The organism is Thermoanaerobacterium butyriciformans (assembly GCF_017874545.1).
GTDB lineage: Bacteria > Bacillota > Thermoanaerobacteria > Thermoanaerobacterales > Thermoanaerobacteraceae > Thermoanaerobacterium > Thermoanaerobacterium butyriciformans.
Genome location: NZ_JAGGLT010000016.1, coordinates 1 through 13,902 on the forward strand (window position 1 = coordinate 1; position 13,902 = coordinate 13,902).

At 35.1% G+C, this 13,902-nt stretch carries 14 protein-coding genes and 1 riboswitch; of the genes, 2 read left to right on the forward strand and 12 right to left on the reverse strand.

What is annotated here, in order from left to right; all coding sequences use genetic code 11:
• Positions 1–58: 58 nt before the first annotated feature.
• From J2Z80_RS07810 to J2Z80_RS07825, 4 genes are all read right to left on the reverse strand, one after another.
• Positions 59–493: a hypothetical protein gene (locus tag J2Z80_RS07810; RefSeq protein WP_209453886.1), complete on the reverse strand. Its 435-nt coding sequence runs from the start codon at positions 491–493 to the stop codon at positions 59–61.
• A complete protein-coding gene (locus J2Z80_RS07815) occupies positions 474–863 on the reverse strand; it encodes a DUF6788 family protein (RefSeq protein ID WP_209453887.1) in 390 nt (129 codons plus the stop codon). Before J2Z80_RS07815 ends, J2Z80_RS07810 begins: the two co-directional genes overlap by 20 nt.
• Positions 864–1,068: 205 nt before the next feature.
• Positions 1,069–2,355 (reverse strand): adenylosuccinate synthase, encoded by a 1,287-nt coding sequence (locus J2Z80_RS07820; protein WP_209453888.1) that lies wholly within the window; start codon positions 2,353–2,355, stop codon positions 1,069–1,071.
• Positions 2,356–2,372: 17 nt separating this feature from the next.
• A complete protein-coding gene (locus J2Z80_RS07825; protein WP_209453889.1) occupies positions 2,373–3,755 on the reverse strand; it encodes an NAD(P)/FAD-dependent oxidoreductase in 1,383 nt (460 codons plus the stop codon).
• A gap of 325 nt (positions 3,756–4,080) precedes the next feature.
• Here J2Z80_RS07825 and J2Z80_RS07830 point away from each other — a divergent pair, with 325 nt between their 5' ends.
• Together J2Z80_RS07830 and J2Z80_RS07835 are read left to right on the forward strand one after the other, a co-directional pair.
• Positions 4,081–4,848 (forward strand): threonine/serine exporter family protein, encoded by a 768-nt coding sequence (locus J2Z80_RS07830; protein WP_209453890.1) that lies wholly within the window; start codon positions 4,081–4,083, stop codon positions 4,846–4,848.
• Positions 4,845–5,261 carry a threonine/serine exporter family protein gene (locus tag J2Z80_RS07835; RefSeq protein ID WP_209453891.1) on the forward strand — a complete coding sequence of 139 codons (417 nt, stop codon included), beginning with the start codon at positions 4,845–4,847 and terminating at the stop codon, positions 5,259–5,261. Before J2Z80_RS07830 ends, J2Z80_RS07835 begins: the two co-directional genes overlap by 4 nt.
• On the opposite strand, the gene J2Z80_RS07840 is transcribed toward J2Z80_RS07835, so the two are convergent.
• From J2Z80_RS07840 to dnaB, 8 genes are all read right to left on the reverse strand, one after another.
• Positions 5,248–6,492, reverse strand: a complete 1,245-nt coding sequence (locus tag J2Z80_RS07840) for a methyl-accepting chemotaxis protein (RefSeq protein ID WP_209453892.1) — start codon at positions 6,490–6,492, stop codon at positions 5,248–5,250. The genes J2Z80_RS07835 and J2Z80_RS07840 overlap by 14 nt on opposite strands.
• Positions 6,493–6,549: 57 nt before the next feature.
• Entirely contained in the window at positions 6,550–6,720 is a 171-nt protein-coding gene (locus J2Z80_RS07845; RefSeq protein WP_209453893.1) for a XapX domain-containing protein, read from the reverse strand.
• 86 nt (positions 6,721–6,806) lie between these two features.
• Positions 6,807–8,174 carry a sensor histidine kinase gene (locus J2Z80_RS07850; protein ID WP_209453894.1) on the reverse strand — a complete coding sequence of 456 codons (1,368 nt, stop codon included), beginning with the start codon at positions 8,172–8,174 and terminating at the stop codon, positions 6,807–6,809.
• Complete coding sequence (locus J2Z80_RS07855; protein WP_209453895.1) at positions 8,174–8,848, reverse strand: response regulator transcription factor; 675 nt, start codon at positions 8,846–8,848, stop codon at positions 8,174–8,176. The genes J2Z80_RS07850 and J2Z80_RS07855 overlap by 1 nt, the downstream gene beginning before the upstream one ends.
• A gap of 134 nt (positions 8,849–8,982) precedes the next feature.
• Positions 8,983–10,218, reverse strand: coding sequence for an Nramp family divalent metal transporter (locus J2Z80_RS07860; protein ID WP_209453896.1), 1,236 nt, complete (start codon positions 10,216–10,218; stop codon positions 8,983–8,985).
• Positions 10,219–10,224: 6 nt separating this feature from the next.
• Positions 10,225–11,475: a magnesium transporter gene (locus tag J2Z80_RS07865; protein ID WP_209453897.1), complete on the reverse strand. Its 1,251-nt coding sequence runs from the start codon at positions 11,473–11,475 to the stop codon at positions 10,225–10,227.
• A 167-nt stretch (positions 11,476–11,642) separates the two neighbouring features.
• Positions 11,643–11,805: riboswitch (M-box (ykoK) riboswitch) on the reverse strand.
• A 47-nt stretch (positions 11,806–11,852) separates the two neighbouring features.
• Positions 11,853–12,530 (reverse strand): Crp/Fnr family transcriptional regulator, encoded by a 678-nt coding sequence (locus J2Z80_RS07870; protein ID WP_209453898.1) that lies wholly within the window; start codon positions 12,528–12,530, stop codon positions 11,853–11,855.
• Between the two features lie 16 nt (positions 12,531–12,546).
• Complete coding sequence (dnaB, locus tag J2Z80_RS07875) at positions 12,547–13,875, reverse strand: replicative DNA helicase (RefSeq protein WP_209453899.1); 1,329 nt, start codon at positions 13,873–13,875, stop codon at positions 12,547–12,549.
• Between the last annotated feature and the right edge of the window lie 27 nt (positions 13,876–13,902).

Here is a 13,902-nt window from a genome sequence, read left to right on the forward strand (position 1 = left end):
TGTACACTATTATTAAAAGCTTCAATTACACTGTCTTTACTACATTTCTCAATATTGTCTAATAATGTAAACACATCCATGATGCATGGTTGTTTTTTTTATATCCTTTCCCGTATTGATTGGAATCTCCTCTTTCACATAGTCCATTTTTTAATTTGTCTACATTAAGTCCGAGTAAACTCATCGCTCCTAAATCTCCTAACAGCATTTCACTCCCACGTATCTTAGGAATTCCAACAATAATTTTTAATATGTATAACAGTACAAATATGTGCGTTGCTATCATTTTTCTAAGATGTGTACCAGTGATTGTCTTAAGTTCTTTAATAATTCCTTGGCATTCGAGAAATTTTAGAAATTGTCCTATAAAAGGCCATTTGGTATTTATGGCAAAGTCTATTTTTTTATTTTTTAATGCTTCTGTCACTTTTCTTTTGTTTTCTATTATGTCTTTTATTTTATTTTCTTTTGATTTACTTTTTAATGATTTCATCTATATCTCCTTCCTTTATTTTTAAAATCTCTTGTATTAATTCATTTATCTCATTATTTATCTTTTTTATTTCTTTTTGAGCATTTCTAAATGTTTTATAGTTTTCGGTCATTTCTTTTGTTCTTGCAACGTTGTTAGATGGAACTGAAGTTGATACGGTTTTAGTTTCTTTTTTGCATGTTATCCAGGGTATTGGTCCATGCTTTTCTCCATGCATGCATTTGCAATTTGGTTTGCCACATACGATGAAACGTTCATAATATGAAGCTTTTAAAATATCTCCTGTATTCATGATTTTATTCTCAAGCATTTGCCGTCTTTTACTTAATTGTGAAATTCTTTGTCTTATTTTTGATAAATCTTCATTCATTTTCATTACCCTTTCTATTTTTAAAGTATACTTACTTATATATTCGACATAAAGGCGTAAGATTCCTGCTAAAAAATGAAGAAAATCAAAAAAAATTTGATTTTCTTTACCTTTTTTTATTCATATATTAGGCTTTTCAACTGTTTCGAGCTGCATTTTTCTTATAGCAACTTTAAAGTGAGAAATTTTTATAGGGAACTGATGGCTATTTCATCAGTTCCTCTCTGATTATCGTCTTTTCTCTTCCTGGACCTACAGATATTATTGAAGCATTTATTCCTGTCAGTTCTTCTATCCTTTCTACATATTTCTTAGCGTTTTGAGGCAAATCTTCAAATTTTTTAATATTAGTTATGTCTTCTGTCCATCCATCTAATTCCTCATAGACAGGCTCACACATAGCAAGGTCTTTTAAACTAGCCGGAAAATTATTTATTATTTTCCCATTATATCTATATCCTGTACATATTTTAATCTTTTTAAGTCCTGTCAGTGTATCAAGTTTAGTCAGTGCAAATGTTCTTATGCCGGATACTCTTACAGCGTAATTGACTATGACAATGTCAAGCCAGCCGCATCTTCTGGGCCTTCCTGTCGTTGTGCCGTACTCATGTCCTTTCTCCCTTAAAAAATCTCCTTCTTCATTAAAGAGCTCTGTGGGAAATGGCCCCTTTCCGACTCTTGTCGTATACGCTTTAACAACTCCTACCACATCATTAATCATTGTAGGGCCTATACCTGCACCCACAGTTACACCACCTGATATCGGATGTGATGCTGTAACATACGGATATGTCCCTAAATCGATATCAAGAAGAGTTCCCTGAGCACCTTCAAATAATACCTTTTTGCCTTTTTTTATTAAATCATACAAAAGCGAAGTTGTATCAACGATGTAAGGTTTTAAAATTTCTGCATAATTCATGTATTCTTCATATATTTTTTCAAAATCCATTTCTTTTGAATCATATATTTTGGTAAATATCTTATTCTTACTTTGTACGTTATTCATCAGTTTTTCTTTAAAAGATTGGGGATCTACAAGGTCGCAAGCCCTTATTCCAATCCTTTCTGATTTATCCATATAACATGGGCCAATGCCTCTCTTTGTTGTGCCTATATCGTTCTCACCTTTAGACAATTCTTCCAATTCATCAAGTCTAACATGATACGGAAGAACTATATGTGCCCTATCGCTTATTTTTAAATTTTCTACGCTAATTCCTTGGCTTTTCAGTGTATTTATCTCCTCAATCAGTGAAGCAGGATCTAGTACAACGCCATTTCCAATTATGCAGATTTTATCAGGATAAAGAATACCAGATGGTATTAAATGCAATTTATATTGAATACCATCTTTCTCAACAGTATGTCCAGCGTTATTGCCACCTTGATATCTTACGACGACATCGGCCTTTTCAGCAAGATAATCAGTTATCTTTCCTTTTCCTTCATCGCCCCATTGTGAGCCTACTATGACAAGTGTTGACATTATTTTTGCTCCTTTCCTTACTTAACTCTATTTAAAATTTCTCTCGCAACAACGACACCTGACACAGATGCTTGTGCTAGCCCCCTTGTAATACCTGCACCATCGCCGGCTGCAAAGAGATTTTCGATTTGCGTTTCAAACTTATTTGTAAGTTTTACTCTAGATGAATAGAACTTCACTTCTACCCCATACAAAAGGGTGTGCTTGGAATAAATGCCAGGTGATACTTTGTCAAGAGCCTCAAGCATTTCAACGATGGATTGGAGAAATCTATAAGGTAGTACAAGGCTTAAATCACCTGGTGTGGCATCTTTAAGAGTAGGTTCTACAAGCCCTCTTTTAAGCCTTTCTGGAGTTGACCTTCTACCTGACAAAAGATCCCCAAGCCTCTGCACAATTACGCCGTCCCCCAGCATATTTGCCAGTGATGCAATGTACTTTCCATACGCAATTGGCTCTTTAAATGGTTCTGTAAATTCTTTGCTTACAAGTATTGCAAAATTTGTGTTATCTGTCTTTATATCTTTGTAACTGTGTCCATTGACAGTCTTAAGGCCTTCATTATTTTCTACAACTACTTTACCATAAGGATTCATACAAAAAGTCCTGACTCTGTCATCAAAAGACTTTGAATAGTAAATGAATTTCGACTCATAAACAACGTCTGTTATGTCTTCCATGACGACAGCAGGAATTTCTACTCTGACACCAACATCGACCGCATTATTTTTCGTCTCAAGAGACAACCTCTCTGATTCTCTCTTAAACCAGTCAGCACCTTCCCTTCCTGGCACAACTACTACAAATTTAGCCAAGTACTTCTCCCCATCCTCTGTCACAACACCGTAGGCTTTGCCGTCTTCCGTCAGTATCTCCTTAACCATCTTTTTAGTCTTTATCTCTATTTTATCCATTAAAAAATCTTCTATATTTTTTATTATGTCGTAACACTTTTCCGTGCCTAAATGCTTTATAACAGCAGGTATTAATTTCAAGTCTGCCGCAGCAGCTCTTTTTTCTATTTCCCTTATTTTTTCTTTATCAGTTCCGTGTACTTCTCTAGTTCCGCCAAATTTCACATAAACACTGTCTACGTAATTTATCAGCTCATCCAATTGTGACTTTGGAATATATTCATCCAAAACACCACCATAGTCAGATGTCAAAGTAAGTTTTCCATCGCTAAAAGCACCTGCTCCACCTATTCCGCATGTGATGGAACACGGTTTGCAGTTTGTGCACTTTGAGCCATACTGACTTATGGGACATACTCTTCCTCTTATATCTCTACCTTTTTCTAGAAGCAATATGTTAAGTCCACTATTTTCTTTCACCAATTCCAGGGATGCAAATAGTCCTGCCGGACCACCACCAACTATTATTACATCGTATGATTTCATATGAAACACTCCTTCTAGATAAGATAACAACATCCCCTTAAGTATATTATCAGATATTCTTAATTTAATCAACTAAAATTACGAATAATAATCAATATTTTTTGCATAAAGTTCGTTTTTTACCCGTATTCTGGATTTTTTGAGACCAATTTTTAATTTTTTAATGCCAACTTTTATTTCGTTAATGAGATAAAGTCAATAAAATCATACCTTATATAATACTGTTGCCTTTTTAAATTCCTATATCATTAATGTCGTTTTTTTATGCCCAAAAATAATATATAATAGTCTTGTAAATTTTATAATATGAAAGGAATGTAACTAATTGAATCACGAAGATCTTTTAAAATTTGCCGTTACAGCAGGCCAGACGGTATTGGAAAATGGCGGAGAAACATACAGAAGTGAAGACACAATAACAAGAATGCTGGAAAACAAAGTGGAGAGAATAGAGACGTTCGTAACACCTACAGGCATTTTTGCATCTATTGAAAATGATGGGAAGATTCAGACTACAATAACAAGAGTAAAACAAAGAGATAGCGATTTGAATAAGGTTGCTCTTGTCAATGATTTATCAAGAAGGTTTAGCGGGGAAAAATTAGATACACTGAATTTTGACAAATACGTAGAGGAATTAAGGGAAATAAGATCAAAAGGTAAATACAATTATGTGTTGAGAATATTTTTTGCAGGTGTTGCAGCTGCATCGTCAGGTATGTTACTAGGAAGTACGCTTAAAGATTTCTTGCCTACATTTGTAACTGCCACATTTTTACAAATATTTGTAACATATTTTGAAAATTTGCGTCTTTCAACATTTATAATCAACATCATCGGTGGAGCATTTGCAGCATTACTTGGAATAATCTTTTCGCATTTTTCTGTCGGTACATTAAATGGTATCATAATAGGATCCATCGTGACACTCCTTCCAGGTGTGGCCATAACAAATGCTGTAAGAGATGCCATATGGGGTGATCTAGTGTCAGCTGTCTCTAGAGGTGTTGAAGCAGGAATGTCTGCTATAAGCATCGCCGCTGGAGTAGGATTTATCCTTAATATATGGTATGTAATTGGAGGTAAACTATGATACTGCAGATTTTATACGGTTTTTTTGCAACAGCCGGTTTTGCATTTCTCTTTAATGTACCATTTGATGCTATAGTTGTATCAGGACTATCTGGCGCAATTGGATGGGCCGGATACCTTTTGTCCATGAAAATATATCCATCTATTGTGGCAGCTTCTTTTATAGCATCCCTTTTCATTGGTATAATGGGAGAAGTTTTTGCCCAAAAAAAGAAGTACCCTACAACTATATTTGTCATACCCGGCATCATCCCATTAGTACCGGGAGCATATTCCTACAAGACAGTACTTGCCATAATTCAAGGCAATAATAAACAGGCCTTTGATTTAGGCCTGCAAACCATCGGCATCGCTTTAGCAATAGCCGCTGGACTGATGTTCGTAGTCTCTTTTTCAAGAATTAGGAAACGATAATCTTTGATAGCTCTTTGTCAAGATCTCTAACAGTGCTCAACAAATTCTCTAAATCGTCTTTAATATCGTGTATAAATTTAGATTGCTCTTCAGTTGATGCAGATACTTCTTCTGTAGATGCCGCAGTTTCCTCCGAAACTGCCGATATATTTTCAATAGAAGATATAATCTCATTTTTGTACTCTGTAAGTCCTACAACAGCATCATTCAATACCCGCGTATTTTTAATAATCGTATCTATAGACGATTTAATATCATTAAACGCCTGTGCAGTAGTCTCCACCTGATCTGATTGTTCATCAGCGATTTGCTTAACTACATTAGCCTGTTCGACAGTCGCATCAGTTTTCTGTTTAATATTGCCTATAATCTTTGCAATCTCTGACGCTGCTTCTCTTGACTGTTCAGCTAAGTTTCTCACTTCTTCTGCAACGACTGCAAATCCTTTGCCTGCTTCACCAGCTCTTGCAGCCTCAATCGCAGCATTTAAAGCTAGAAGGTTTGTCTGATCAGATATTCCTGTAATAACTTCTATAATCTTTTCTATCTGTCTTGAATTTGACTGCAATTCATTAATCTCAGCAACAACGCTGTCAATTGACTCTTTAGTTTCGGCTGTCTTGTCCTTTAGTGATTTTATTGTTTCTATACCATTTTGGCTTATCATGTTGGCATTGTTTGTAGATTCTTCTACAGCTTTGAAGTAGTTTGCAGATTCATCGATATTCTGTCCCATTTTCTGTGCCATTTCTGCTGCATTGGAAGCATCTTTTGCCTGTTCTGAAGAACCTTGAGCTATTTCTTCTACTGCTTTTGATATCTGGCTGAAAGTCGTATTTGCCTCTTCTATAGAGCTTGAAAAATTGCTTACTGTACTCTCTGTATTTTTAGCGAATTCAGTCACATTTTTAATTATGCTTCTTACCCTGTTAACCATCATATTGTAGCTTTCTATCAAAGAACCCAGCTCGTCATTGCGTCCCCTTTTTACATTGGCATTAAAATTTCCATCTGAAAGCTTTTTAAAACCTTCTTTAAGCCTGGATATAGGCTTTGTAATTGATAATGATATGTATATTGAAAATAATATTGACAATAAAAACGAAACAACCGCTACAATAACAAATACGCCTTTACGTGTGTCATCCACAACATATTGATATGTCCCAGCAAGAGGAACAAGTACTACAACTATAAAGGAAAGCATCAATCTCCAAAATATACTTTTCATTCATATACCCCCTAACTTTTATATATTCTCCCTATTTTAACGACAAAATATATATAACTACCTGCCTAAAAGTTTAGCTATATACATAAATAATTGGCCGCCCAAGTAAATACCTACTATTCCTGCTATACCCGGGAGAACATTTGGTGCAGGCAGTGGCAGCTTCAAAAATGAAAATATAAGTCCAACCAACAGACCTGTAAATAAAGCAAAAACTGTAGCCTTCAAATTAACACCTCACTTATCATTATCGTCATCAAGACTATAAACTTTAGAACTTTTATATTATACCACAAAAAATAATTTTTTATGGCTTATGCAGTTCTAAGCTTTATTAAAAAACAGACACCTTCATCTGTGTTAAAGGCTTCAATTGTTCCACCGTGCCATTCTATTATTGCCTTAGTAATAGCAAGACCAAGGCCTGTTTCACCCTCATCACCTTTAAAAAACCTTTCGAACATATTGTTTAATTCTTCATCTGTAAATTTCCTCCCATCATTTTTAATCTTTATCTCTACATGGTCTTTTTGATTATGTGTTTCTACATCTATTGCCGTTTTAGCATACCTTACACCATTGCTTAATATATTCATAAAAGCTTGAATCAATTTCCCTCTATCGCATTTTACGACTGCATCATCACCACTTAATCCTATTTTAATGTTTTTCTTATTTAACTGAGGCATTATTTTCTCTATACATTCGTCAAAAATGTCTTTGAGATATTCTTTGTGCATTTTAAGGCCTTCTTGATGTGTCTCTAGTTTCGTCAGATACATCAAGTCATTTACGATGTCTCTAAGCCTTATGCTTTCATCTATTATTATGTCTAGAGACTTTGGTATATCATCACTTTCAATGACCCCATCCTTTATCCCTTCTGCATAGCCTTGTATTGACATAAGGGGAGTCTTTAACTCATGTGAAGCATTTTGCAAAAAACGCCTTTGGGATGTATAGTAATTCCTGAGTTCCACAGACATGTCGTTAAAAGCATCTGCCAAAAGCTTTATTTCTCCATCAGATTTTATTTCTACCTTTTCCCCAAACTTCTTGTTTTTAATCTTCTCAACCACTTCTGTTAGTTTTGCAATTGGTGCGGAGATAGATTTTGAAAGCAAATAACCTATTATGAGTGATATTATGCCAGAGACTAAAAATCCTTTTAAAAGGACTCCTACTATATGAAGGGAAGCAATCTTTATGCCTTTGACAAGTGTATACATAACTATAGAACCTATTACTTTTCCGCTTATATTGCTTATTATGGGAAATACAGCAGCTACTACATCTATGTTGCCTATCTTTATGCTATTGTAAGAGCCTTCCTTTGTTATTTTATCCAGTATAGCGTACTCTATCTTATTGCCTCCACCAAACGGGTTTTGTTTTGATGAGTACACAATATCACCATTAAGGTCTACTACTAGCAAATCGCCATCAAGGATTTTGCCACCAACCCTAAACTGCGGCATGTACCTTATGGATTGCAACGCCTCAGGCGTACTTATCCTTCCATTGTAAAGCCTCTGTATAACAGAACCTTGCCTTATGAGATTTTGCCTCGCTTCATTTATTAAAAAGTCCCTTATCATTAAATTAAAAAATACACCGATTATAGAGAATGAAATAAATATAAGCAATATATAAGAAATTATCAACTTAAATCTTATAGACATCACGATTCCACCTTATAACCATATCCCCAAATGGTAGAAATATTAAACTCACAACCATAGCTTTGCAATTTTTTCCTTACCCTTTTTACCATATCGTCAACTGCCCTTGTCTCAGTAAACGAATCATATTTCCAGACTTTCTCTAAAAGCTGTTCTCTTGTAAATGCCTTATTTGCATTCTCAGCTAAAAATTGTATTAGCTCAAACTCCATCGAAGTAAAACTCATTTCTTCTCCATTGTAAAGGACTTTCCTTTCGTCTGGAACTATAACTATATCTTTTATTTTTATCTCGTTGCTTCTTTTAGGCATTTTCACCCTTCTAAATACAGATTTCATTCTTGCTATAAGCTCTCTAGGCGAAAAAGGCTTTGCAATGTAATCATCAGATCCTAATTCTAAACCTAATATTTTATCCAAATCCTCATCTCTTGCAGAAACAATTATTATTGGCACATCGCTTATCTTCCTTATTTCCTTGCAAAGCTCGTAACCGTCCATTCCAGGCATCATTATGTCTAAGATAAGCATATCAGGCTTATCTTTATTGAAATTTTCTAAGACGTCTTCAGCATTATCAAATGCTTTTACATTATACCCTTCTTTTTCGACGTATTTAACCATTAAATCTCTAATATTCTTATCATCATCAATAATATATATAAGCTCAGACATAGTACCACCTCATCTATAATTTACCATTTTAAAACTGTAAAAACAACACTTGTATACTGTAGATATACATATTTTAAAACATTTTGACATAAAAAATAAAAGACGGGCATACCGCCTTTAAATATACTTTAATTTTATACAAATGAAAACACCATAAGAATTGCGGTTAGTGAAATCAATACAATTGTAGTTCCCCAACCAATAACATTTTTTGCAGGACTATTTACGTATTTGCCCATTATTTCTTTATTATTTACAAGTAGCATCATAGATATTAAAACTACCGGCAATAAAATACCGTTCAATACCTGTGTCCATATTGTTATGGTAATAAGTGGTGCATGTGGAATCAATATTATGGCAACAGCTATGATGATTATAGCCGTAAATAGTGTATAAAATTCTGGAGCTTCATCAAGCCTTTTGTCTATACCTGCTTCAAAACCAAATGCTTCACAGATGTAAAATGCCGTTGCAACCGGAAGTATTGCAGCAGAAAAAATTGACGCAATAAAAAGCCCAAACGCAAATACACCTGAAGCCAACTCACCAGCCAGCGGTTTTAAAGCCATAGCTGCATCCTTTGCCTCGTTTATCCTTATTCCGTTAACATGAAGTGTGGATGCGCAAGCTACTATTATAAAAAATGCTACGGCTACTGTTGCGATACAGCCTATCACAACATCCCAAATAGTGTACCTATAATCCTCTATTTTTACGCCTTTTTCTATAACAGATGACTGCATGTAAAATTGCATCCAAGGGGCTATTGTAGTACCGACGATACCTATTACCATGCTTAAATAATCTGCTTTAAACGACATCGTAGGTTTTAATATAGATAATCCAATTGTCTTCCAATCCGGATGTGCCAAAAGGGCTGAAATTATATAAGACAGCAAAAATACGCTAAAAACCAAAAACACCTTTTCTGCTATCGTATAATTCCCCTTGACAATTAGAAGCCAAACTGCAATAGCCGCTAAAGGTACCATTATATACTTGCTAATGCCAAAAATCTCCATACTGCCTGCAACGCCGGCAAATTCTGTTGCAGTGTTGCCAATATCCGCAATGAGGAGTCCAAGAAAAATAAAAAATGTAACTTTTACACCAAAATTTTCTCTTATGAGATCTGCCAATCCTTTTCCTGTTACAACACCCATTCTAGCATTCATCTCTTGAATCACTATTAAGACAATAAATGATGGTATCAATGTCCAAAGCAATTTATATCCGTAAATGGCACCTGCCACAGAATACGTGGTTATGCCACCTGCATCATTATCTACACTTCCTGTTATAATACCTGGGCCTAAAATAGACAGAAATATCAACAAATTTGTAAGAAATGTCTTTCTCTTTGCCACTCCACACTACCTCCTTGCGTACATCTTTCCGCTCTTCATCAGTTCATATATAATGTCGTTTATAAGTACTGTTCCTAAAAGCTTCATATCATCATCAACGACAGGTATTGCCACCAAGTTGTACTTAGTCACAGTTTTTATAAGCGACTTAATAGAGTCTGTGTCTTTTGTATAAATTATATCTCTGTTCATAATATCATTTAACAGAGTGTTTGGCTCTGAAATGACTAAATCTCTTAATGTTACAGCTCCTAAAAGTTTATTCGTTTTATCGACTATATAAAGATAATATATAATGTCTTCATCAGGTTTTAAAAGCCTCAGCTCACGTATTGCCTCTTCAACGGAAAGAGTATTCTCAAATGCCACAAAATCAGTTGTCATCAAGCTTCCAACAACATACTCAGGATACTCCATCAGCTCTCTAACTTCTAATGAGGCATTGTTTTCCATTTCATTTAACAGTTCTTCAACTTTTTCTTCATTCAGATCATCAAGTATGTCTGCAACTTCATCTGCAGGCATTTCTTCCAAAATATCTGCAGCCTTAGACACAGGTAGCTCGTTTAATATGCTTCTTTGAGTATCTGTCTCCATCTCTTCCAGCACATCTGCTGCTCTTCCATGCTCGAGGCTTGAAAATATATCTATACCGGTTTTTAAATCAAGATCTTCGATTATGTCCGCAAGGTCTGAAGGGTGAAGTGTTGCCAATTTATGATAAGTCTTTGATAACATTATATTTTCATTTGAACGAGAAACTGTTTCTATATCCTCCCAAAGTATGAATTTACTGGATACGGTTTTGCCAAATCTCTTTAATACCCTTTTTAACGGCTTTGCAAGTCCAAGCCTTCTTAAAATTCCTTCAATTCCTATATCAACAGCAATCGCAAACAAGCCCTTATCCAAAAGTGCAAGCCTTATATCATTTACCCTTACAACTTTTCTTCCATTGACATCAATAATCTGCTTATCCAAAACGTTTTTTGATAAGTATAAAACATCCTTAAGATTACCTGCTTCTACTGGATTATTGCATACAAGTTCATACTGCCCAAACTTTTTTGTTATCTTCATATTCTCCCATTTGTATGTCTTAGTGCCCAATCTCGTTTTTACTACCATGGATATGGCTACAGGATGCTGAATAGCCGTTGAAACACCGATGTCTTTTAACCTGCCTAGAACTTCACCATTTTTTAAAAATATCTTATTTCCTAAGATTCTGCTTAAATAAAGGCTTAAAATAGGCATCATACTACCTCCTTTTCACCGGGAGGAGTTTAAGGTAAGATAGACTCCTCCCTCATATTCTTTTTTGAATTTTTAAATTTTATTCGCTTATTATAAGGGCCAGAGTCCATCATTACCACCTGCCTTTTGAAAAATTTAAGCCTTTTACAATAAAGTAAAAGGCTCTTTTCTCAACACACTCGTTGGGTTTTAGCACTATGCGGCATAGGCTTCACCAGCTGAATTAGATTAAACCTTGTTACGGTAGAATCTGTTGACCCATTGGCATCTCTCGATGTTTCCGGGCATCAGCATGTATCCGCATAGGAGCCTCACTTAACGAACTTTATTCAATTGCACATAAATTATAACATACAATCTTTATGTATACAACAAATTTATGACAAATTTTTTAACGCATTTACATCTTTTATTATTATAGCGTGTCTATCCAGTTTTATAACTCCTTCTTTGTCTAACTGACTTAAAATTCTTGTCATATTTTCTCGAGACGTCCCTACCATGTTGGCAAGGTCTTGTCTGCTTAAGTTTAATTCTATAGCAATTCCTTCTTTATTTTTCACACCTTTTTCTCTTGCAAATGTCAAAAGTATAGAAACAGTCCTACCTAAAGAATCCTTCAATGCCAAGTTTTCAATTATAACTGCAACATTCTGTAGTCTTTTTGCCATAAGTTTTATTATACCAAGGGCTATTTCGTTATTCTTTAATATGAGATTTTCAATGTCTTTGTTTTTTAAGATGATAATTATTGAATCTTCTATCGCTTCCGCTGTAGCTGGGTATTTCCCACCTATAAATAGAAGGGATTCAGCAAATATATCTCCATTTTCCATGATTTTAATAATATGCTCTTTGCCTTGTTGTGACGTTTTTGAAATCTTAATTTTACCTGTTTTTACAAAGTAGATAGCATCTCCTTCATCACCTTCAAAAAAAATAATGCTACCCTTTTTGTACTCTTTTTTATAGGCGATTTTATCCAATTCTTTTAATGAATTTTCGCTAAGAGTATTGAAATAGGGTATCTTCTTAAGATAATCATATTCACACATAAAAATACCTTCTTACCTATTCTGTCCTGTATTTTTCAATACTTACAAATTTCGTATATTGTCCCATCCACAATAGCTCAATCGTACCTGTTGGCCCATTTCTGTGTTTTGCAATGATTAGCTCTGCTATATTTTTCTTTTCGGAGTCTTTGTTGTAATAATCATCTCTGTAGAGAAACATCACTATGTCAGCATCCTGTTCTATTGCACCTGATTCTCTTAAATCGCTTAAAATTGGCCTATGATCTGATCTTGCCTCAGGTGCACGGGATAGCTGCGATAATGTTATAATGGGAACCTGTAATTCCCTCGCAAGTCCTTTTAATGACCTTGATATCTCTGAAACTTCTTGCTGGCGGCTTTCCGAATTTCCTCTTCCTTGCATAAGCTGCAAGTAATCTATAAGCACCAATGATAAACCTTTCTCCAGCTTTAGTCTTCTACACTTTGCCCTTATGTCCATCACAGATATGCCAGGTGTATCATCAATGTATATTGGTGCTGTGGAAAGAGGTGCCATTGCAGCAGCAAGTCTTGGCCAATCATCATCATCTAAATTGCCAGTCCTTAATTTCTGGCTATCGATATTAGCTGTAGAGCATATAAGTCTATTTACAAGCTGCTCTTTTGACATCTCAAGGCTAAATATTGCAACAGGCTCTTTAAGCGCCAGCGCCGCATTTTCTGCAATGTTTAAAGCAAATGATGTTTTACCCATTGAAGGCCTCGCTGCTAAAAGTATGAAATCTGATGGCTGAAATCCAGATGTCTTCAAATCCAGATCCGGAAAACCTGACGGCACACCGGTCAGATGCCCTTTATTTTTATAGAGATTCTCTATATTATAAAATGTATCCATTAAGACATCTTTTATGGGATAAAAATTTTCAGTGTTCCTTCCCTGTGCTATATCAAATATCTTTTGTTCTGCCGCATCCAATACATCATGGATATCGCCGCCGCTATATCCCATTTCCATTATTTCAGATGAAGCTTGGATAAGACGCCTTAATGTAGCCTTTTCCCTAATCATCTTTGCATAATACGATACATTAGCAGTAGTAACAATACTGGATGATAAATTTGTTATGTAGTCAAGTCCTCCAACAGCCTCCAAAAGGTTTTGCCTTCTCAACTCATCAACGACAGTAACTAAATCAACCGGTATGTTTTTTTCAAACATATCCATAATGATTGTAAAAAGCTTTTTATTTGACTCTTTATAAAAATCATCTGCTTTAATTATCTCAGATGCATCGATTATGGCATCCCTTGATAAAAGCATTGCACCTAAAACAGCTTGCTCTGCCTCTATATTTTGAGGAGGGATTTTATTCCACTCCATCTCATACCCCCCTTAAAGCAACCAAAA